Consider the following 20,943-nt stretch of genomic DNA (forward strand, 5'->3'; position numbering starts at 1 on the left):
CCCTCCTTCAAGAATCCTCATACATCGCCTGCTCCGGCGCCCCGTAAGCGGCGACGGAGCAGGCGGACGCATCTCTGGCCGCCGTCTGAGCTCTCGTGCACCAGGCCCCGAAGCGCGCGATCTGGCCGACCAGAGCCGATGCCGTCGCGTTACCGGGTCTGGGTCGCGTGGGTCAGCCGGGTGCCGGCGCTTCGGAGGGCCGGCGGAGCAGAAATCGCGTGGTCACGTGCTCATGGGGTACCCGGACCTGCCAGGCCATCCCGGAAGGGCCGTTGACTGGAAGGACTGTCACGTGGAACGCGCCGACTGGCTACTCACCTCCGCTCAGCGGGGCAATCCGGCGTCGCGGGTGGACCGCCGTCACGCCGACGGAGCGGCGTGGTCCACGGGCAACGACGTCCGCCCCCTGGTACACGGAGCGGTGTACTTCGCCGAGCTGCTCGCGGCCGTGCGCGCGCAGCGGGCCGGCGACATGTTGATGTTCACGGACTGGCGGGGTGACCCCGACGAGCTGCTGGACGGTCCGGACAGCGCCATCGGAGACGTGTTGTGCGACGCCGCACGCCGCGGTGTCGTCGTCAAGGGACTGGTGTGGCGCTCCCACCTGGACCGCTTCCAGTTCAGCGAACAAGAGAACTACCACCTGGGGGAGGAGATCGAGGAGGCGGGAGGCGAGTGCCTGCTCGACATGCGGGTGCGGCCGGGCGGCTCGCACCATCAGAAGTTCGTGGTGCTGCGCCACCCGGGTCGGCCCGAGCGGGACGTCGCCTTCGTCGGCGGGATCGATCTGTGCCACAGCCGCCGGGACGACGCCGATCATCATGGAGACCCGCTGGCGCAACCCATCGCCGACGCCTACGGTTCCCGTCCGCCCTGGCACGACGTTCAGCTGGCCGTGCGCGGGCCCGCCGTCGGCGATGTGGAGGCCACCTTCCGTGAGCGGTGGACGGACCCGGCTCCACTCAGTCGCAGCCCGCGCAGCCGGTTGCGGGCGGCGCTCCGGGACGAGGACACGCAGGCGGATCCGCTCCCCGTGCAGCAACCCGACCCGGGCCCGCGCGGTTCCCAGACGGTCCAGATCCTGCGCACCTACCCGAACCGCCTCAGGGGCTATCCGTTCGCGCCCGACGGTGAACGCAGCATCGCCCGCGCCTACACGAAGTCCCTGCGGCGGGCACGCCGGCTGATCTACCTGGAGGACCAGTACTTGTGGTCCGAGAGTGCCGTCCAGCCATTCGCCCAGGCCCTCGCGGATCATCCGGGACTGCGGATGATCGCCGTCCTGCCGCCACTGCCGGACCAGGAGGGGCGGATCAGTACACCGATGAACCTGCTGGGCCGGATCCGCGCCCTGGAAGTCCTGCGACGGGCCGGCGGCGACCGGGTGGCCGTGTACAGCCTGGAGAATCACGCCGGAACGCCCGTGTACGTCCATGCCAAGGTCTGTGTCATCGATGATGTCTGGGCCTCGGTCGGGTCCGACAACGTCAACCGGCGCTCCTGGACGCACGATTCGGAACTCAGCTGCGCTGTCCTCGACGACACCCGCGACCCCCGTGAACCGACGGACCCCGGCGGCCTGGGTGACGGCGCCCGCGTCTTCGCGCGCGAGCTGCGGTTGTCGTTGAATCTGGAACACCTTGACCGCGACGGAGACGGGGAAGCGGCGGCACTCTGCGAACCGAGCCGCGTCTTCGCCGCCTACGCCGACTCGGCCGCCGCTCTGGACGCATGGCACGACGACGGCCGCCGCGGTCCGCGACCGCCGGGACGGCTGCGCACCTACCATCCGCCGCGCCTGTCCCGCATCACGCGAGCCCTGACCGACCCGCTCTACCGGGTCATCGCCGATCCCGACGGCCGCCCGCGTTCCCTGCGTCGGCACGGTGCCTACTGACGCGGTCGGCGCCGGAGCAGGCCTGATCGGACCTGGCACGCTCCACAACTCCAACGCCGCCTGCTCGCCTGGTCGTTGGAGTTCGAGGCTTCCCCACGGCTGCGTTCCGGTTGGCCAGGCCGCCTCGGAGGGGTTTCGACTGGTGGGGCCGGCGAGAGGCCACGCCGGTCTGCCTCGGTCACTGCCTCATGCAGCAAATTTTGGGTCGGCGTGAGCTTTCTCGATTCCCTGGGTACCTCCTGATGTTGGCCAGTCTTCAACCGCTCAGCCCGACACGGACGGCTCGTCGTCGTCTTCCAGGGCGGCGCGGGGCGGGGCGCAGGAGCAGGCCGGCGCCGTGACCGAGCGGCTGCCCACTGCCGGATACTTCGCTCTCTTCGACAAGCGCAGTGGAGGGGAACACATACGACTCTGACGTGGGCCTGACGGTAGTGCCGCCCTTTCGTGGGCGGGGATGCGACCGGGGCTGAACCACCTGGTCCCCGGAAACGGACCGCCACATTCCAGACTGACCCCCGCCCTGGACGCCTGGTCGTCTCCTCCGCGCGCCGCACGGGCATAAGGTCGGCGCATGACCAGTGGCGGGCGCGACCGTGGCGCAGATGTCCGCAACATCATTGCCGCGCACATGCCCACCTGCCGGATCCAGAGCGTGGTGCGGCTCGGCGAGGGCATGGACAACCTGGCGTACGAGGTCGACGGTGAGCTGATCGTGCGGTTGAGCAAGGAGTCGGACCCGGCACGGCGGGCTGACCTCGTGGTCCGCGAGGCTCGCCTGCTCGCTGCCGTCGCCGAGATCTCACCGCTGCCCGTCCCCGAACCGACCTTCGTGGACGCGGAACAGGGGTGCCTGGCCTACCGAAAGCTCCCCGGTACGCCGCTGTTGGACATGCCACCGCACCGACGCGCGGCCCACGCCCCGTCGATCGCCGCCACGCTCGGCGAACTGCTCACCGCGCTGCATGCCGCACCGCTCGATCTGCTGGCCGGCCTGATGGACGCGGACCACCCGCCGCCGGCCGCGTGGCTGCTCGAGGCCGAGCACGACTACACGACGGTGGCCGGGCACGTGCCCGCGCCGTACCGCCGACCCGTCGAGACCTTCTTGGCCGCCGCGCCGCCGGACGCGGCATACGTTCCTGTGTTCTCCCACAACGACCTCGGGATCGAACACGTTCTCGTGGACCCCGGCACATGGACGGTGAGCGGCGTCCTCGACTGGAGCGATGCGGCCGTCGTCGATCCGGCGTACGACTTCGGGCTGCTGCACCGCGACCTCGGTCCTGCCGCAGTCCGCGCCGCGATCAGCAGCTATCGAGCCGACGACAACGACCTGACCGCGCTCGGCGAGCGTGCCGTGTTCTATGCGAGGTGCACGGTTCTGGAGGATCTCGCGCACGGCATCACGGCGGGACAGAGCAGGTACGTCGACAAGAGCATTGCCGCGATGGAGTGGCTGTTCGGCGGCTCGCAGCCGTGACGGCCATGCGTACCCCGCGAGCTCGGAGACCTGACCGGCGGGTCAGCCGGTGTTGCCGGTGAGGACGCGGCGTAGGTGGCGGTCGTACCCGCGGGCCCTCGCAAACGTTCCTGAACTGCCTCGGACACCCGTCAGGTAGGTCGCTGACCTCGTCAGGCTCACATCCCGACGCTCAGCGAGCAGGCGAATGACCCTGGCCTGCGGGCGGTGTGAATTACGTGTTCCCGTAACCGGATCGGGTTCCCCTGCTCTGATCGGAGAACGGGCGGTCACGCGACCGCCTCATGCCGGGTATAGGAGCGATCCTTGACGCACACGTCGCGGAGCCGGGCCTCGCGGTGGTGGGTCTTTTTGTCGACTTGCGCCAGCAGGCTTACTTCTAGAGCCGCACGCCGCAGCAGCAGCCTGACGACATCCGCGAGTCCCCGACGCAGGCCGGCGCGCGGGAACTCGTGGATGCCGGCGCCCACATCGCCGTTCACGACCCCGAGGCCCTGACCGTCGTACGGGAGGAGGGCACCCAAGCTGGAGACCTTCAGGTCGCGGAGCGGGCCGGTCGACGGAGCAGTCGTCGTACTGCACCCCGTTGACCCAGGGCTGCTGGAAGCCGCCGGGGCTGGGCCGCCGGCCTGCTGTTCCCCCTGGGATGGCACACCCCGACCATTCGTCCTGCACCTTGTATCCGGTCGCACACGCAGCCTCGCCCTCGCCGACGGGGTGAGATCGTTTCGGTGGAGCGGATCAAGCACTTCAGCGGGATCGCAACCCGCTATTGAGCAAGCTCCCAGGTGGCGAAGATCCGGAGCGCCGTCTCGATCTGCAGCTTGGCGCGCTCGTTGTTCACGCCACGGACTCTGACGAACACCACGGATGATCCCGGATCTACTGCCACGAGCAGTGAGATGGCCGGCTGGCCCACGATCGGATACTCGTACCACTCATCCTGTTCGACGTCTGTCGCGGGCAGAGCCGTTTCAACAGCTCTCCAATCCGAGTCGCCGAACTCGTACCCCGCAAACTGTGCGATTGATTCGCACAGAGGCCGCAGGTTCACGTCGATGATCCAGCTGCTATCGAGGATGCGCGCGGGCTCTGAGATGGTCATCTGGCACTTCCCACTCTGGTCTGCTCAAGTCGCCGTGGCCGATACCAGCGTCATAGTGGCACGCGCCTTCGGCTGACGGCTCGTGTCTCCTGCCCACGTCCTTCGAGGGTCCGTTCGGTCACACACCTGGGCTGGTCAACGGCACACTCGCTCCAGCCGTAGGAAGCGACCTCTTGTGGGCGCGGGCGGAGAGCGGCTACTCGTCGACTGCGGTCCCCGTCAGCAGGCAGGATGATGCCCCGTACGTACAGGGGGAGGGGATCGTGCTCGGATCGGCCGGCAGCAGAGTCGGTAGGACCAGAGGTAGGCGTCATGGGCTCGGAAGCAGACTTCGTGGGGGAGTGGCGGCACTGTCCGTGCTGGCCTGCCTGATCACGGGTGCTGGCTGCGGCGCCGGACGTGAGCCGGCGCGCCCCCGTGCCGGAGGTTCTGCTGACATGTCACCACCCACTGATGGGGCGTCCGGGAGCTCGCGGAGCGGCCCGACTTGGGAATTTGCTTACATCGCGGACTTTCACGGACATTTCGAAGATGTCGCCGCGCTGGCCCCGGACGACATCTGGGCGGTGGGGACCGAGAACAACGGGCAGGCCGAGGCCCGGCTCCTGCACTACGACGGAGACCGCTGGGAACAGCGGCCGTTCCCCGAGGCTCTCGGGGCCGGCGCCTACGCTCCCCGATTCGAGGAAGTGGGAGAAGGGGAGCTTTGGCTGAGGCCGTACGCCGACGGCACCATCGACGACAAGCACTGGGCCAAGTGGGACGGGACCCGCTGGTCGGCGGTGCCGAGCCCTCCGCCGGGAAGCGCAGGCGAACTGGTCTCGGAGGGCCCCGACGACGTCTGGACCCTCAACGGCAGCCAGAGCGCCGAACACTGGGACGGCACACGATGGACGGCCACGCGACTGCCCTACACGGCCAATGACCTCGCCGTGGCGGGGCCCGACGACGTCTGGGCGGTCGGCAGCCGGTCGACGGGGCCGGGCACCGAACTCGGCCGTGGCGAGCGGTACAGCCAGCCTGCCTCCATGCATTGGGACGGAACGTCTTGGACGGCGGTGGAGACGCCGCAGGTCCGCTTCGAGGAGCCGATTCCGCCGGAACCCACCGCGGGCCTGACCAAGGTCGTCGCCCTGCACGACGGAGAGGTCCGTAGCTACGGCAGCAACACGTTCGAGCATGGAGAGAGCGTGGGCGAGCCCGCGGACGAGGTCATCGAGTGGCGCTGGGACGGCTCGCAGTGGGTCGATCGGACACCCGCGCCCGGTGGCTGCCAGGCTCGGCTCCCAGTGGCCGAGGACGACAACGGTCTCTTCCTCGACGGCAATTGGTATCTGACCGACTCCGGCCGCTGCGAGAAGATCGGACGTCACCGACTGCCCACGGCCACGGGGGCCGGGACCTCCTCGAACCAGTCGCTGTGGTTGAAGGAGATCCACCGGATTCCCGGCACCGACGAGTGGATCGGCGCGGGACACGTCCAGGTGAACCAGACCGGCGATCCGTTCGACGCGCCCGTGGGTGTACGCCTGAATCGTGGTGCGGTCTGACAGCTTCCGGCCAGGCCGTGCATCCACCGGCATGAAACCCCGGCAAATCTTCGGCGATCCTGCCACCCCGTTACCGTCTTCGTGGCACCACCTCCGGGCCCGGCGTTACTTCCCCCTCATGTTGTTGATGCTGCGGGGGTTGGTGTCAAAGGGGCCGCAGCATTCACGACCGCTCATGAGGGGCTTGGGCGCCGGCCTCACTCAAGGCGGAGCCTTCTCGGCAGGCTACGACCCCGCCCACCCGCTCACCTCCGCGCAACGCGACCTGCTGAGGGCCTTAGTGGACACCGACGAGTCGACGTCCGGCATCGCCGGAAACTGGTTGTGGTTTCGTGCGGCAGGCCTGCCGGAGGACCGGGAGGGCATCGCTTCGTTGCTCTGATGCGTGCGAACCGGGGAGCGGTGACTACGGCGGCCGAACCGGCCAGGTCCGCGGACCCACTCATGCGAACCTGGCCAAGCCCAACTAGCGCGCGCACCGTTCCGAAAACACCTGCCGCTTCGGCGACGAGGAGAGCGGCAGACGCTGCGCGTGACCGCGGCGGGTGTCCCCGGGACGCCGCACCGACGGCCAGGTCACGGTGCGACGAGGCGGGAGATGAGGTCGCGCTGGTTTCCGGAGAAGACCGTCGGCGCCGACGGGAATCGTGCAGGTGAGCCAGGGGTGACGAAGCCTCCGTTTCGCCCGTCGGGCCCACTCGTTCCGCGAGACTCCAGGAAAGGATCACCCCGGTGGGGGCGCGTATGGCGATGCGGGGCGGCGTGAGGGGTGGGGCGTGAAGGACCACGGTGTCCAGCGTGTACGCGCGGCGACGGGTACACGGCCGGGTGGGCGGCAACACGGCGACGGGCAGCCGGGGGTAGACGTTCCGGTGCGTGCGGTGCCGCGGCACGTCGCCTGCGTGATGGACGGCAACGGCCGATGGGCGCAGCGGCGTTCGCTTCCCCGGACGGCGGGCCATCAGGCCGCGGAGACCACCGTCATCGACATCATCGAGGCAGCCAGGGCGGCCGGCGTCGAGTGGCTCAGCCTGTATGCCTTCTCCACCGAGAACTGGAACCGTCCTGGTTCCGAGATCGACTACCTGATGCGCCTGGTCCGCCGGGTTGTGCGCAAGCATGCGACGCTGCTGCTCGCCCGCGGGATCCGCTGCCGTTTCCTCGGAGCCGCGGACCCGCGCATCCCGCGTGAACTGGCCCGAGATTTCGAGGATCTGGCGACACTGACCGCCGACAACCGGGGGATGACGCTGACCGTCGCCTTCGACCATGGTGGACGCCGGGACATCGTCGAGGCCGCCAGGTCACTGATCCGCAACGAGACGTCCGCGGAGGAAGTGACCGAGCAGCTGTTCGCCCACCATCTGCCGTTCTCCGACACCCCTGATGTGGATCTGGTGATCCGCACCTCCGGCGAGCAGCGCATCTCCAATTTCATGCTCTGGCAGGTCGCCTACGCCGAGTGGATCTTCCCCGAGGTGCTCTGGCCGGACTTCCGGGCGCCCGACTTCCTCGCCTGCCTGCACACCTACCGGAGCCGTGACCGCCGCTTCGGCGGCGTGCCGCCCCAGACGAACGGAGACATGTCATGACGACTGGAACCACCACCACGGCCGGTGAAACACCCCTGTTCGGCCCGGAGTTCGGTCCGGAGTCGGAGTTCCGCACCTTCTTCGACGACCCACGCTGGGCGCTGGCCATGATCCGCGCCACCGTACTGGAAGCCGCCCACCCACAGATCGCGGCCGCCCTCGCCGACAACTCCACCTTCGTCGCCCACCCCTGGCGCCGACTGCGCAACACCTTCCTCAGTACACGGCGGATGTTCGACGCCGATCCTGCGGTACGCGAACGGGAGGCCGCCCGCCTCAACAGGCTGCACGCCCGCATGAGCGGCTCCGACTCCCGCGGCCGCGCCTATGACGCCATGGACCGCGCGTCCCGGGCCTGGGTGGTCGCCGCCCTCTTCGAAAGCGCCGTCACCATGTGCCGACTGAGCGGCCAACCCCTCGACCAGGACACCATGGAGCGCATGTACGCCCAGTACCGTCATTTCCTCGCCGCACTGGAGGGCGACGCAGGGGAACTCCCTGAACAACTGCACGACTTCTGGGGGTACTTCGACGGAGTCGTCGAGAACGAGCTGGAGAACACCGAGGCAGCCCGCATCATCCTCTACCGGCTCTTCGACCACCTCCCCGCCCCCGCGCTTCTCGCCGGCGCACCGACCTTGTGGGCGGCGGGCCGGGCAGTCGTCGGCCCGCTCCTCGGCGCGATCACCGTCGCCTCGCTCCCCGAGCCCTACCGGCGCAAGGCCGGCCTGCCCGAGACGCCCGGCGCCCCGACACTCATGCAGGGCGCCTACCTCGCCACCGGACTCGCCCGATTCCTTCCCAAAGGCTGGATCGACGCCGAAACGATCATCGAAGCCCTCTCCCTCTCACCCGACAGCGACGACCCCCGCGCCCGGACCGTCACCACGCTGCACACCAGCATGAAGAGGGCCTCGGCACTGCTCCGCCTCCTCACGCCACTGAGCGATGAGACCAGCCGCGACCCGGCCCCGGCCGCCACGCGGGCTACGCGAGAAGGCCAACGCTCGGCCGAGGAGTTCTTTCGCCAGGTGCTGGACCAGACCGGCGACGGCCATCTCGACTGGCCCGACCTCGCCGCCATGGCCCGCGAACTCGCCACCCGCCTCGACCTGGGCGAACCAGAGGAGACCCGTCTCTACGACGCCTTCGCCGCCTGGTGGCGCGAACTGCAGGCCACCCTCGACACGGACGGCGACGGCCGCGTCAGCGCCGACGAGTACGCTGCCGCCGTCCCCTCCCTTGCCGGGCCCGCCCTCATCCGCGTGGCCGAGGTGCTCTTCGACGCCACCGACAAGGACGGCAGCGGCACCATCGACGCGGACGAGCACAGGACGCTCTTCCGCACCGCCTTCCACCGCGACCTCACCACCACCAATGCCACGTACGGCCGCAGCGCCTTCGTGGGCGAGTTCCTTGCCTTCATGTCAGGCCGCCGCACGAACACCCCATATGACCCTCTGCTCGCGGACGCCTGACGAACCCGCGGGATGCGCCGTGTACCCGCCTTGCGCGTGCAGAGGTGCAGCACGGCCGTCCCGATACGACTCCGCCGTCCGGAGCGGCTGATGGCCTGAGATCAGCACAGGTGCGAGGCGGGCGCGGGACCAGCGGCAGGGTGATGATCGGGGCGCCTGCACGCCCAAGGTCGGCTTCCGGGCGCCCGTCCATGCAGTGGATCGGACGGTGACAGCCGCGACCCGGACGACACGCGGCGGCGAGGCCGAATCCCAGGACGATGGAGCGAAACGCTGGCCGGCCATGCGGCATCAGGTGAGCACTTCCGCCGGCAAGCCACGGCCGGCGCGGGTTCCTTCGTGCGGGCCCGGCTGCGCCACGTACAGACAGCCGTGACAGATCGAAGCAGACAACTGTCAGCCGGGGAAGCGTCCCGTGGAGCGCAGTTGCCAGCGACGCTCGGCGTAAGCGAGGTCGTCGCGCCACAGGCGACCCGCTGCCGCCCGCATCAGAGGGCGCATCAGCGGAGCTGCCGCGCGTGCTGCGGCGAAGCCCCTGCGGCCCGAGGCGGCCACAATCGCCTCGATGACGACCGTCCGTGGCATCCCGCGGTCGTCGGCGCCGAGGGGCGTGGCGTGCGTCTCGACGACGGAGCCCTCGCCTTCGCCCTCGGTGATGCGCATGACGACCGTACGGGGTTCGGGTGCTGTGAAAACGGCGCGGACGGGGACCACGAGGCGCCCCGCCAGTTTGAAGGAGACGTCGACGGCGAAACCGTCCTCGTCCGCCACGCCGTGCGAGGTGTCCTCGCCCGCGTCGAGGACGGTGAGATCGACGAACGAGTAGGGGTGGAACCAGGCGCCGTGCCAGGGGTCCAGCCGGTTGGCGACAATGTCCTCCGGTTCGCAGCGGCCGGAACTGGTGTAGACGGCGGACAGGGCGGCCGTCAGTGCGGGCCGTGTCGGCACGACGGGTGCCGCCAGGGGAGCTTCGCCACCCACGGTGTCCAGTCGCACCCAGACGAGCAGCCCGTCGTCGTGGACGGGCAGGGGCTCCCAGCCGGCGAACGGCGCGCCGGTGAGGGCGAGTCCGTGCCAGTGACACACCAGGTTGCCGCAGCGGACGGGGCTGTCACCCAAAGGGGCGCCGAGGTGGGGGCAGATGCCGGGCCCGGCGACGAGCCGTCCCTCGCTGTCCCGCCAGACGACAACCTCTTCTCCGGCCACGGTTCGGGACAAGGGCAGGTCGGAGCGGACGTCCTGGGTGGCGCCGACGACGTACCAGTTGCCTGAAGGACTGCTCTGCGCGCGCTTGAGGGCCTGGGCGATCACGGAGGGGCGTGCGTCCCGCCAGGTCGGCCGCTGCCCCTCCCAGGGCACGGGATGGCGGCGCAGGGACAGCGGAAAGCGCCTGCGGGCAGGGGAGCGGTCGGTGCTCACGCGACCTCCACGGGGGCGGGGTGAGCGGCGGGCTGCGCGTCGGGACGCGGATGTCCTGCCTCCGGGAAGCCCGCCGGGCGGGGGCTGTGACGCTTTCGGACGCGGGCGGCGGCGACACGTACCAGGCCGTCGACGGCGACGGCGGCGCGGCGCCGGCGGCTCACGGCGGTGCGCCGGTGGACGACCGCGTATCCGTCGTCGGCGATGGCGTCCAGGATGCCGCTGTAGAGGACGAAGGCTGTGCGGATGCAGGGGCGGCTGACGGGGTCGAGCATGGCGATGCCTGGTGCCGCCTGACGGTAGACGTCGCGGGTGAGTTCTTCGAATGCGGCCAGGGCTTCGGTGATACGTCGGTCGCGTCGGCCGGTGCGCCTGCTCCACCGCAGGAGGTCCCGGTCGACGTGGTGGGCGGCGAGGAGGCTGGTGGGCAGGTAGACGCGGCCGCGGTCGAGGTCTTCGCCCACGTCTCGCAGGAAGTTGGTCAGTTGGAAAGCGACGCCGAGTGCGGCGGCGTGCGGTGCCGCCTCCTCACGCGCCACGACCGTGCCGAGAACCGGAAGCATCTGCAGGCCGATGACGGCGGCCGAACCGTGCATGTAGGCGCGCAGATCGGCGTAGGTCGGATACTCGGTGACGCTCAGGTCGCTGCGCATGGACGTCATGAAGTCGCTGAAGTGCTGGTGGTCGATGGCATAGCGCCGAGCCGTGTCGGCGAGGGCCAGGACGACCGGCTCGGTGCTGTCCCCGGTTCGCAGGCCCCGCTCCAGACGGTGGTGCAGTTCGTCCAGGTCGGCCGATCGCTGCTCGGTCGTGTCGGTGCTGTCCAGCGAGTCGACGATGTCGTCGGCCCAGCGGGCGAAGCCGTAGAGCGCGTGGACCGCGGGCCTGTGTTCGATGGGAAGGAGGCGTGTGGCGAGGAAGTACGTCTTCCCGTGGCGGGCGTTGAGCTGCCGGCAGCGCGCGTAGGCGCTCCGGAGCGCGGGGTGGTGGATACCCGCCGCGTCGAGTTCGCGGTCGCTCATGAAGGCGTTCCTTCGGTGGGGGACGGTGCCCTGCGTGGACGGAGGGGTCGGCGGGCCGCGGGGCCGGTGATGCGGGCGGCGGCGAGCTTCCCGGACAGGAGAACGGTGGGGACGCCCACACCCGGGGTGGTGCCGCAGCCGGCGAGGACGGCGTTGTCGGTGCCGCGGACGAGGTTGCGGGGGCGGAAGGGGCCGGTCTGCGCGAAGGTGTGAGCAGCGGAGAACGGGGTTCCCGCCGCGTGTCCCTGGGCCTGCCAGTCGGCCGGGGTGACCAGGCACTCCTCGGTGATGCTGGAGCTGATGCCGTCCAGCCCCCGCTGTTCGAGTTCCTTCAGCACGCTGTCGCGGTAGCGGGGGGCGAGTTCGCCCCACGCCCTCGCGTCGGGCCCGATGTCGGTGTTGGGGCAGGGGGCGAGGATGTAGTGCAGGTGGTGGCCCGGCGGGGCGAGGGTCGGGTCGGTGGCTGTCGGGCGGGTGATGAGCAGGGACGGATCGCTCATCAGCTGTCCGGTACGGGTCAGTTCGTCGAAGGTGCGGCTCCACGCGCTGCCGAAGGACAGCGTGTGGTGGGCGAGGCCGGGCCAGGTCCGGTCGGTGCCCGCGTGCAGAACGACCGCGGACGGCGAGTGCCGGATGCTGACCGGGCGGCGCGGCGTCCGGCCCAGGAGACGGTAGGAGACGGGCAGGTCGGGGGTGAGGACGACCGCGTCGCACGCGATGCGGTCCCCTTCGGTGACGACCGCGGTGACACGGCTGCCGGAGCGCTCCAGCCGGGTGACGGTCTGCCCGAAACGCAGATCCGCGCCGGCCCGGGAGGCGGCGTCGGCCATGGCCTGCGGTACGGCGTGCATGCCGCCGCGGGGGAAGTAGACGCCGGCGACGGTGTCCATGTAGGCGATGACGGCGTAGGCGGCCAGGGCCCTGGCCGGTGGGATGCCCGCGTAGAGGGCCTGGAAGGAGAACACGCGACGCAGGCGCTCGTCCTTGAGGTGGTGTCCGATGCGCGTGTCCAGCCTGCCGAAGCCGCCCAGGGCGGCCAGCCGGCCCAGGTCCGGGGTCAGCAGGCCGAGGGGCGAGTCGAAGTTGGCGTCGATGAAGTGGCGCATCTGCGCCCGGTACAGATGTGTCAGCCAGTCCCGCAGCCGCCGGTAGCCGGCAGCTTCCTGGGACCCGGCGAACCGTTGGATCTCCGCTTCCATGGCGTCTGCGTCGGTGTGGACGTCGATGCTGCTGCCGTCGGCGAACCGTGCCCGGTAGGCCGGGTGGAGCGGAATGAGGTCGACGCGCTCGCGCAGACTGTCGCCGACCGCGGCGAAGGCCTCGTCGGCGATGTCCGGCATGGTCATCACGGTGGGGCCGGTGTCGATGCGGTAGCCGCCGCGCTCAAGTCGCCCGGCGCGGCCGCCGGGCAGCAGGTCGCGCTCCACGACGGTGACCCGGCGACCGGCCCCGAGCAGGTGCAACGTTGCGGCAAGTCCGGACAGTCCGGCGCCCACCACCACGACGTGGTCCGTGCGCCCCGGGATGGTCCTGGTCATCGGCGGACCCCTTCGGCGGTGGCGAGGGACACGGACGCGGCACGGCCGGGGGTGGGGTGGCAGCCGCCGGCAACTGGACCTGGGGCCGGGATCGTGCCGGCGGCGGACCACAGGAGGGCGCGAAGTCGCTCACGGCCTGCTGGTTCGAGCGGCGCGGACTCGAGATGGCGCATCCCTTGGGCGGCCAGTCTGCTGATCTTCGCTTCGGTCGTCGCCTGGGCCCCGGTGGAGACGAAGACCTCACGCACCCGGGCGAGTCCGTCCTGAGAGAGGCCCGGGCACCCGAGCGAGTCCTCGAGCACTTGCAGAGCACCACGGTCGCCGCGTGCCTGGGCGCGGGCTCGGGCGACGGCCAGGAGATAGGTGGGCTTGCCCGAGCGGATGTCGCCGCCCGACGGCTTCCCGCCCTGCCCCGAACCGAAGACGTCATGGAGATCGTCGCGAAGCTGGAAGGCGATACCCACGCAGCGGCCCGCCGAGCACAGGGCGGCCGTGGTGGCACCGTCGGCATCCGCGAGGGCGGCGCCGAGCGCCAGTGGCCGTTCCACCGAGTACAGAGCGCTCTTGAGGCAGGCGGCGCGGATCGCGTGTGCGAGCGATCGTGACGAGGTGACCTGGCCCTGGATGTCCAGGTACTGGCCGGCCACCATCTCCATCCGCATCGCGCTCCACAGCATGCGGACCCGCTGCGCGCGCCCGGGGGGCAGGTCGGTGTCCGCCACGATGTCGTCCGCCCACGCGAGCGCGAGGTCGCCGGCGAGGACGGCCGCCGACTCGCCGAAGCGCGCTCGCTGCGAAGCGGGGACACGGTCGGCGTACTGCGCCTCGACATCCGCGTGCACGGAGGGCCGCCCGCGACGCAGCCGGGCTCCGTCCATCACGTCGTCGTGAATGAGCGCACAGGTCTGGATGAGTTCGAGAGCGGCCCCGAGGCGCAGCGCGGCCTCCGCGTCGTCCGTGCCGCCGCAGGCGCGCAGAGCCCACCACAGGAACTGGGCGCGGGTTCGTTTGCCGCCGTCGAGAGCGAAGCGTGCGACGCGGTCAGCGAGATCCCCGGCGAACAAGGGATCAAGGGCAGACGCCTGCTCGGCGCGCTGCGTCAGCAGGACTTCGAGGTGATGGCGGACGGCGGTAGGCACGTCCGCGTCGATGGCGCGCAGTTCGACGGCGCCGGTGCGGGCTCCCGTACTCGGCTCGGGGTGGCCCGCGCCGGGACGGTGCGTGTGTCCCCCCGCGGACGCCTCCGCGAGCGAAGCGGGCACCGAGTCCGGCGGTGCTTCGACCTCGCGGGGGCCGTCCAGCTTGCTGGGACGCATCCCGATTCCTCTCCTCATGATCGAAACTGGCCGTTCTTAACGCTTTCCGCGCCGGGAAGCACCACGGATGCGCCGTCCGGGGGAAATTGGCCCATGAGCCCCCTGCACGGAGGTCGGTCGCCCTGGCGGCCCGGCGGGCGCGAATGCCACATCGCGTGGTCATGGGCACCTTGCCTGCGCGTCCTGCATCCGCATCCGTCCGCCAGGGGGAATGCTTTCGACGACATGAACGGGGACCGAAAAGAGCAAAGAGGGGAGAAGGTCGTGCTCAGGGCGGATGTCGCCATCGTGGGTGCGGGCGCGGCAGGACTGTCTCTGGCCTATCTGCTGTCCGACCCGGCACCGGGAAGTCGCCGCCTGTCGGTCCTGCTCGTCGACGCCCCACCGGGCCCCCTGCGGCCCCCCGCCCGCACCTGGTGCTTCTGGGAGCGCTGCCGCAGTTGGTACGACGACGCCGTGACCGCCTCATGGCAGAACCTCCGCGTCCACACCCGCAGCGGCCGCATCATCAGCAGTCACATCGCCCCACTGCGCTACAAGATGATCCGCTCGGACGACTTCGAGGCGCTGACCGCGCACAGCCTCGAACGGAGCGACAACGTCCAACGCGTCGAGGCGACCGTCGAGACCGTAGAAGGCACCACCGGCGGAGCGCACCTCTACTGCCGCACGGCGGACGGCGAACCGCTGACGGCCCGTGCCCGCTGGGTCTTCGACTCCCGCCCGCTCGGCAGCCTTCCCGCAAGCCGGACCACGCTGCTGCAGCACTTCCACGGCTGGTTCGTCGAATCCGACCAGCCCGTCTTCGACCCCGGCGCGGTCACCCTCATGGACTTCCGCACCCCCCAGCCGGCCCGAGGACTCTCCTTCGGCTACGTGCTTCCCACCAGCCCCCGGCACGCCCTCATCGAGTACACCGAGTTCTCCCCGCAACTCCTGTCCCGGCAGGGCTACGAGGCAGCGCTGGGCCACTACATCCGTAACGTCCTCGGGCTGCCCGGCCTCCAGGCGGTCTCGACCGAGACCGGGGTCATCCCCATGACCGACGCGTCCTTCGCCCGGCGGACCGCGCCCTCGGTCTTCCGGATCGGCGCCGCGGCCGGCGCGACACGCCCCTCGACCGGCTACACCTTCGCCGCCATCCAGCGACAGACGCAGGCCATCGCCAACGCCCTGCTGTCCGGGCGCCATCCGCTCCCGCCCCCAGCACACTCCGCCCGCTCCCGTGCCATGGACGCCGTCATGCTCCGAGCCCTGGACAGCGGACGGGTCAACGGCGCCGACTTCTTCACCCGCCTGTTCACCCGCGTGCCCACCGAACGGCTGCTGCGCTTCCTCGACGGACACACCCGGCTCCGAGAAGACCTGACCGTCGGAATCCACACCCCCGTGCTGCCCATGCTGCGCTCCGCCGTGGAACTGCCCTACCTGCCCCGCCGCCCCCACCCCGGCGCGTGACCCCTCGCGGACGTGTCCGTGCAAGCCCGACCTAGGAGACCGTATGACCCTGCTGCGCGACGCGGACCTGGCCGCCGCGTTCGACCACGCCGCCCGCAGCTACGACACGCTGGTGGCCGCCAACCCCGGCTACCACACCCACCTGCGCCGCTCGGCGCGCCGCCTCGGCCTGGCCGACGGCGGCCGCGGCCTGCGTGTGCTGGACCTCGGCTGCGGAACCGGAGCTTCCACCGCCGCGCTCACAGCCGTCCTGCCCCACGCCCGGATCACCGCGGTCGACGCGTCGGCCGGCATGCTGCAACGCGCCACCGACAAACCCTGGCCCCGCAACGTCACCTTCGTGCACGCGCCGGCGGAACGCCTCACGCAGGCGGGCATCGGGGGAGCGTACGACGCGATCTTCGCCGCCTACCTGTTCCGCAACGTCGCCCAGCCCGACAGCGTCCTCACCGCCGTGCACGACCTGCTGGCCCCCCACGGCCGGCTCGCGGTGCACGAGTACACCCTCAGCGGCCGCACCGTGGACCGCGCGGTCTGGACGGCGGTGTGCCGCGGCCTGGTCCTGCCCGTCGCCACCGCGCTGGGGGACGGCCAGTTGTACCGCCATCTGTGGCGCAGCGTCGTCGAGTTCGACACAGCGGATGCGTTCGCGGCACGCGTACGCGCGGCCGGTTTCGACCGGGTCCGGGTCCTGCCCCTGCCGGGCTGGCAGACCGGCATCACCCACACCGTCATCGCCCAGCGGGCGACCCCCGACACCAGGACCGGGTCCCGATGAACGCGCCGCGCTCGCACGAGGCCGCCCGGCGCGGCAGGGACCGCCGGGCGCACATGCTGGCGCCTCGTCCCGGCGCTCCGCGCGTCAACAGTGCTCGACCTCCCACAACCGCTGTCGTGGGAGGTGGCATGGCGGGGCTGGCGGCAGCAACCGCACTGGCCGAACGAGGGGTACGCGTCACTCTCTACGAACGCGGAACATCCCTCGGCGGGCGCGTGGCCGGCTGGCCCATCAGCATGAACGACGGCACCACGGCCACGATGAGCCGAGGGTTCCATGCCTTCTTCCGCCAGTACTACAACCTGCGCGGACTTCTGCGGCGTACCGACCCCGGGCTGCGACGACTGACCGGCCTTCCCGACTATCCGCTGCAGCACAGCGGAGGCATGCGTGACAGCTTCCGCAGGGTGCCGCGTACGCCACCCTGGAGCGCCCTCGGCTTCGTAGCCCAGAGCCCGACCTTCACCGTGCGCGACATGGTCCGCATGAATCCCCTGGCTGCTCTGCCTCTCCTCGATGTCCGTGTCCCCGACGTCTACGAACAGCTCGACGCTGTCAGCGCGTACGACTTCCTGCAATCCGTCCGCTTCCCGGAAGCCGCCCACCACCTCGCCTTCGAGGTCTTCTCCCGCAGTTTCTTCGCCGACCCGCGGCACCTCTCCGCCGCGGAGATGGTGCTGATGTTCCACATCTACTTCCTGGGCTCCGCCGAAGGCCTCCTCTTCGACGTGCCTCATGAACCCTTCCCGCAGGCCCTTTGGGACCCTCTCGGCGCCTACCTGCAGCAGCACGGCGCCGACATCCGGCTGTCCACCGCCGTCACGGCGGTCACCCCCACCAGCGACGCGGGCTTCATCGTCGACACCGGCGGCGCCCAGCAGCGACACGACGCCGTCGTGCTGGCCCTCGACACCGCCGGCCTTCAGGCCGTTGTCAGCCGGTCGCCCGACCTCGCCGACTCTCCATGGCGCCAACGCGTCGGCCGCCTGCGCACAGCACCCCCCTTTCTCGTATCACGGCTCTGGCTCGACCGACCCGTCTCCGAGCACCGCCCCGGCTTCCTGGGCACCAGCGGCTACGAGACCCTGGACAACATCAGCGTCCTCAACCGTTGGGAGGGCGAGGCCACTCGCTGGGCCGAGCGAACCGGCGGTTCCGTCGTGGAACTGCACGCCTACGCCCTGCCCGAGAGCAGCTCGCACGACATCGAGCAGAAGCGGCTGCTCACCCAACTGCACACCGCCTATCCAGAAACCCGAGCCGCTTCCGTCGTCGATGAGCGCCACGAATGGCGCAGCGACTGCCCCATGTTCCCGGTCGGCGGCTACGCCGACCGCCCCACGATTCGCACCCCCCAGCCCGGGCTGATGATCGCCGGAGACCTCGTCCGGACCGACCTCCCCGTGGCCCTCATGGAACGCGCGGCAACGAGCGGATTCATGGCGGCCAACGCACTCCTGGAGGGCTGGAACGTTCGTGGCCAGACCCTATGGACGGTTCCCCGCCAGGGGCGAAGCGCGGCACTGAGGGCCCTGGTCGCGATGGGCGACGCGTTCAGCCCTCGCGGGTGACCGGGGCGATCTCCGCACTCAGCAGACGGCCACCCAAGGGGTGGCCGGTCAACGGCGGAAGTCGTGGCCACATGGCCCTCACCTTGAGCACGGAAGGTACGGACCGCCCCTGTCAGCCAGGCGAGGCGACAGCACGCGGCAAAGTGGGTTTCTGCCGCGCCGGCCGCTCAGTGGTCGGAATATCTGAAATCGCCGACGGTCCAGGCACTGACGTCGGCGATCGCCACCCGGTACATACCGCCCGTCTCGGGGATACCCACCGTGCCCTGCAGGATCCGGGCGACATGGAAGTGCAGATGCGTGGGCTTCGCCGCGATGCGGGACGGAGTGTCGAACACAGCGGAGAACTCTGTCAGACGGTCGGAGTCGTTCAGTACATCGGACACCCGCTGCCGCCATACTCCCTCAGGCGCCAGCCGGCCGGTGATGACCGTGCCACCGGTGACCACGGTCAGGGACATCTGGTTGCTTTGCCCGGACTCCACCAGGGTGGCGACGTCTTCGAGCAGCTCGTCAGGCTTGGACATGGCGAAGATTCTATTTCCTGCGTACGTTCCCCCTGCGCCATCCTGTGCAAGGGAGAAACGGACGCTGCCAGGCGAGAGCGTGTTGCGCTCCGGAGAGCAGGCACCAGACCGGTGGAACCTGTCGACCCGTGAACCTGAAAGCAGTTCCGCTCACACGGTCCCCCCACTGACGTCCTTCCGACAGAACCGCGCCTCTGCCCACAGGCCGGCCCCGTCTCCGCGTTGGCCCGGCTCCTGGGAATGGCGCTCACGGGTAGCGGTACGTCATGCGTGATGAACTGTGGCCCGGCTTCGAGACGTTGACCTCGTATCGAACGAGAGAGTGGGAGGGTTCGTGGACCTTGGTGGGGGGACGTGGCAGCGGCTGACCGCCGTGGTGCTCGTCATGGCGGTGGCGGCCGGGTGTACGGGGCAGGGGGAAGTCTCGGGCGGCGGAAACGACGTGGACCTGCTGCGGAACGACGACTGGACACAGATGCCGGGCATCACCGCGCGGAACGACATCCTGCGGGTCAGCGCATTGGATCGGCGCATCGTGGAGCAGGACTCCTCCGGCGGCCAGCCCAACCCCCCGCTGAACCTGGCCGGCCCGCATCTCGAGTCCGATGGCGACTTCACCGTCACCGCGCGTATGTCCGATGTGGGGGACGATGCCGGCGGCTCATGGCTACGGCTGTACGGACGGGCACCGGTCATCTACGACGAGTGGCGGCAGGAGCGGCCCTCCCTCCGCGTCGGCGTGACCGCCGACGGACAAGTGACGATCCAGATATGGGACGGCGAGGACGATGACCCCGCCACCTCCCAGGATTTCGACTGCGACTGCTCCGGGACGGTGACGCTCACCGTGTCGAGCATCGGTGACACGTTCCATGTAACGGCCGACGGGCGGCGGCTGGGAACCGCGCGGGACCCGGGGGTGTTCGCCGAGGGCACTGTCTGGTTCGGCCTGGAGGCCGACGCGGGCGAGGACAAGCGCCACGAGGGATGGCGTCTCACGCAGCTGACCGCGCGGGCAGAGAGCGGTGACGCGCTCCGCGTGATCAAAGCACCGCAGCTACGCCAGAAGCAGTCCGGCGACTCACTGCGCGCGCGGGCCGCAGACGTCGGGCGGCCCTTTGACGTCGGCGCCGCCCTGGCCGAGAACCCGCTGCTCACCGACTCACGCTACCGGGCACTCGCGGGGAGCCAGTTCTCCATGCTCACCCCGGAGAACGCGTTCAAGCCGCAGTTCCTCCACCCACGCCGCGGCGTCTACGACTTCCGCGACGCGGACCTCCTCGTACGCTTCGCCCGCGCCAACGACATGAAGGTGCACGCGCACACCCTCGTCTGGCACGAGGCTCTGCCCAACTGGATGCGGCAGACGGACGACCCCGCGGAGGTGCGCCGGACCATGCTCGGGCACATCGCCAGGGTCGCCGGGCACTTCAAGGGCAAAGTCGCGGAATGGGATGTGGTCAACGAGCCCATGTCCGACGACGAGAAGAGCTACACCGACGGGGATCTCGGTCTGCGCTCCGAGCAGAGCCCGTGGTTCGAGGCCATGGGCGAGGAGTACATCGACGAGGCGTTCAGGGCCGCCCACCGGGCCGATCCGAAGGCACGGCTCTTCCTCAACGAGTACGGGGTCGAGGAGGAAGGCGAGCGATGGGACGCCCTCTACGCTCTGGTCGAGCGGCTCAGGGAACGCGGCGTACCGATCGACGGCGTGGGCTTCCAGAACCATGAGTACGCGCCCGGCGACCGCATCGACCCTGAGACCTTCCGCAGCCATGTGCGGGATCTGGCGGAGCTCGGGGTGCAGGCGCGGGTGTCGGAGATGGACGTCCCCATCAGTGAGGACGAGGAGGACGGGCGGCAGACCCAGGCTGAGGAGATGGCGGGCAAGCTGCGGGTCTGCCTGGAGGAGCCGAACTGCACATCGTTCACCACATGGGGATTCACCGACCGGTACGGTTCCACCGCCGACACCGACATCTATCCTCCGCGCACGGCCGATTCCCTGCCGTGGGACGCGGCCCTGCGGCTGAAGCCGGCGTACGAGCGCCTGCTCGACGCCTTTGACGAAGCGTGAGGAACCAAGGCGCGCTCCCTCGACTTGGCGTCGATGGTGGTGCCAGTCACAAAGCGTCTTGTTCCGCCGCGAGTCCTGACAGAACATGCCGGACGACCAGGACGCCGGCCCCATCGGGCCGGCGAGACTACTTCG

16 protein-coding genes are annotated in these 20,943 nt (G+C 70.1%); 9 read left to right on the forward strand and 7 right to left on the reverse strand.

The window, feature by feature from the left end; translation table 11 throughout:
* Positions 1–292 precede the first annotated feature (292 nt).
* Positions 293–1,897, forward strand: coding sequence for a phospholipase D family protein (locus tag B0675_RS24785; RefSeq protein WP_081221202.1), 1,605 nt, complete (start codon positions 293–295; stop codon positions 1,895–1,897).
* A gap of 571 nt (positions 1,898–2,468) precedes the next feature.
* Complete coding sequence (locus B0675_RS24790; RefSeq protein WP_081221204.1) at positions 2,469–3,377, forward strand: phosphotransferase; 909 nt, start codon at positions 2,469–2,471, stop codon at positions 3,375–3,377.
* Positions 3,378–3,646: 269 nt separating this feature from the next.
* Here the strand turns inward: B0675_RS24790 and B0675_RS24795 are convergent, their stop codons facing one another.
* A complete protein-coding gene (locus B0675_RS24795) occupies positions 3,647–3,901 on the reverse strand; it encodes a hypothetical protein (protein ID WP_081221207.1) in 255 nt (84 codons plus the stop codon).
* Positions 3,902–4,146: 245 nt separating this feature from the next.
* Positions 4,147–4,482 (reverse strand): hypothetical protein, encoded by a 336-nt coding sequence (locus tag B0675_RS24800; protein WP_081221209.1) that lies wholly within the window; start codon positions 4,480–4,482, stop codon positions 4,147–4,149.
* A 566-nt stretch (positions 4,483–5,048) separates the two neighbouring features.
* Between B0675_RS24800 and B0675_RS24805 the strand changes: the two genes are divergently transcribed.
* The 3 genes from B0675_RS24805 to B0675_RS24820 all read left to right on the forward strand — a co-directional run bounded on the left by B0675_RS24805 (position 5,049) and on the right by B0675_RS24820 (position 9,102).
* A complete protein-coding gene (locus B0675_RS24805) occupies positions 5,049–6,032 on the forward strand; it encodes a hypothetical protein (RefSeq protein WP_081221212.1) in 984 nt (327 codons plus the stop codon).
* 872 nt (positions 6,033–6,904) lie between these two features.
* A complete protein-coding gene (uppS, locus tag B0675_RS24815; RefSeq protein WP_081221218.1) occupies positions 6,905–7,624 on the forward strand; it encodes a polyprenyl diphosphate synthase in 720 nt (239 codons plus the stop codon).
* Positions 7,621–9,102, forward strand: coding sequence for an oxygenase MpaB family protein (locus tag B0675_RS24820; protein WP_081221220.1), 1,482 nt, complete (start codon positions 7,621–7,623; stop codon positions 9,100–9,102). The genes uppS and B0675_RS24820 overlap by 4 nt, the downstream gene beginning before the upstream one ends.
* 396 nt (positions 9,103–9,498) lie before the next feature.
* Here B0675_RS24820 and B0675_RS24825 read toward each other — a convergent pair whose 3' ends face one another.
* The 4 genes from B0675_RS24825 to B0675_RS24840 are packed head-to-tail and all read right to left on the reverse strand — an operon-like array spanning position 9,499 to position 14,397.
* Positions 9,499–10,521 (reverse strand): DUF5914 domain-containing protein, encoded by a 1,023-nt coding sequence (locus B0675_RS24825; RefSeq protein ID WP_081221223.1) that lies wholly within the window; start codon positions 10,519–10,521, stop codon positions 9,499–9,501.
* On the reverse strand, positions 10,518–11,543 hold the full coding sequence (locus tag B0675_RS24830) for a phytoene/squalene synthase family protein (protein ID WP_081221225.1): 1,026 nt from the start codon (positions 11,541–11,543) through the stop codon (positions 10,518–10,520). The genes B0675_RS24825 and B0675_RS24830 overlap by 4 nt, the downstream gene beginning before the upstream one ends.
* A complete protein-coding gene (locus B0675_RS24835; protein WP_081221228.1) occupies positions 11,540–13,081 on the reverse strand; it encodes a phytoene desaturase in 1,542 nt (513 codons plus the stop codon). The genes B0675_RS24830 and B0675_RS24835 overlap by 4 nt, the downstream gene beginning before the upstream one ends.
* Entirely contained in the window at positions 13,078–14,397 is a 1,320-nt protein-coding gene (locus tag B0675_RS24840) for a polyprenyl synthetase family protein (RefSeq protein ID WP_081221230.1), read from the reverse strand. Before B0675_RS24840 ends, B0675_RS24835 begins: the two co-directional genes overlap by 4 nt.
* 264 nt (positions 14,398–14,661) lie before the next feature.
* Here B0675_RS24840 and B0675_RS24845 point away from each other — a divergent pair, with 264 nt between their 5' ends.
* Genes B0675_RS24845 through B0675_RS24855 form a run of 3 tightly spaced genes read left to right on the forward strand, consistent with a single transcriptional unit; the run spans position 14,662 to position 18,204 of the window.
* Positions 14,662–15,855, forward strand: a complete 1,194-nt coding sequence (locus B0675_RS24845; RefSeq protein ID WP_107482724.1) for a lycopene cyclase family protein — start codon at positions 14,662–14,664, stop codon at positions 15,853–15,855.
* Positions 15,856–15,898: 43 nt separating this feature from the next.
* Positions 15,899–16,633, forward strand: a complete 735-nt coding sequence (locus tag B0675_RS24850) for a methyltransferase domain-containing protein (RefSeq protein ID WP_081221236.1) — start codon at positions 15,899–15,901, stop codon at positions 16,631–16,633.
* A 53-nt stretch (positions 16,634–16,686) separates the two neighbouring features.
* A complete protein-coding gene (locus tag B0675_RS24855; RefSeq protein ID WP_107482835.1) occupies positions 16,687–18,204 on the forward strand; it encodes an NAD(P)/FAD-dependent oxidoreductase in 1,518 nt (505 codons plus the stop codon).
* Positions 18,205–18,371: 167 nt separating this feature from the next.
* Here the strand turns inward: B0675_RS24855 and B0675_RS24860 are convergent, their stop codons facing one another.
* The gene (locus tag B0675_RS24860) at positions 18,372–18,731 is read right to left on the reverse strand and encodes a hypothetical protein (RefSeq protein WP_081221243.1); all 360 of its coding nucleotides are present in this window, start codon (positions 18,729–18,731) and stop codon (positions 18,372–18,374) included.
* Positions 18,732–19,065: 334 nt separating this feature from the next.
* Here B0675_RS24860 and B0675_RS24865 point away from each other — a divergent pair, with 334 nt between their 5' ends.
* Positions 19,066–20,808 carry an endo-1,4-beta-xylanase gene (locus tag B0675_RS24865; RefSeq protein WP_081221245.1) on the forward strand — a complete coding sequence of 581 codons (1,743 nt, stop codon included), beginning with the start codon at positions 19,066–19,068 and terminating at the stop codon, positions 20,806–20,808.
* Positions 20,809–20,943: the final 135 nt, after the last annotated feature.

Origin of the sequence: Streptomyces sp. M41(2017), from assembly GCF_002078175.1 — a bacterium.
GTDB lineage: Bacteria > Actinomycetota > Actinomycetes > Streptomycetales > Streptomycetaceae > Streptomyces.

Bases quoted from the DNA above. Each gene is read 5' to 3' on its own strand.
- B0675_RS24790 (WP_081221204.1), top strand. From the start codon at position 2,469: ATGACCAGTGGCGGGCGCGACCGTGGCGCAGATGTCCGCAACATCATT.
- B0675_RS24800 (WP_081221209.1), bottom strand. From the start codon at position 4,482: ATGACCATCTCAGAGCCCGCGCGCATCCTCGATAGCAGCTGGATCATC.
- B0675_RS24820 (WP_081221220.1), top strand. From the start codon at position 7,621: ATGACGACTGGAACCACCACCACGGCCGGTGAAACACCCCTGTTCGGC.
- B0675_RS24830 (WP_081221225.1), bottom strand. From the start codon at position 11,543: ATGAGCGACCGCGAACTCGACGCGGCGGGTATCCACCACCCCGCGCTC.
- B0675_RS24835 (WP_081221228.1), bottom strand. From the start codon at position 13,081: ATGACCAGGACCATCCCGGGGCGCACGGACCACGTCGTGGTGGTGGGC.
- B0675_RS24840 (WP_081221230.1), bottom strand. From the start codon at position 14,397: ATGCGTCCCAGCAAGCTGGACGGCCCCCGCGAGGTCGAAGCACCGCCG.
- B0675_RS24850 (WP_081221236.1), top strand. From the start codon at position 15,899: ATGACCCTGCTGCGCGACGCGGACCTGGCCGCCGCGTTCGACCACGCC.
- B0675_RS24855 (WP_107482835.1), top strand. From the start codon at position 16,687: ATGCTGGCGCCTCGTCCCGGCGCTCCGCGCGTCAACAGTGCTCGACCT.
- B0675_RS24860 (WP_081221243.1), bottom strand. From the start codon at position 18,731: ATGTCCAAGCCTGACGAGCTGCTCGAAGACGTCGCCACCCTGGTGGAG.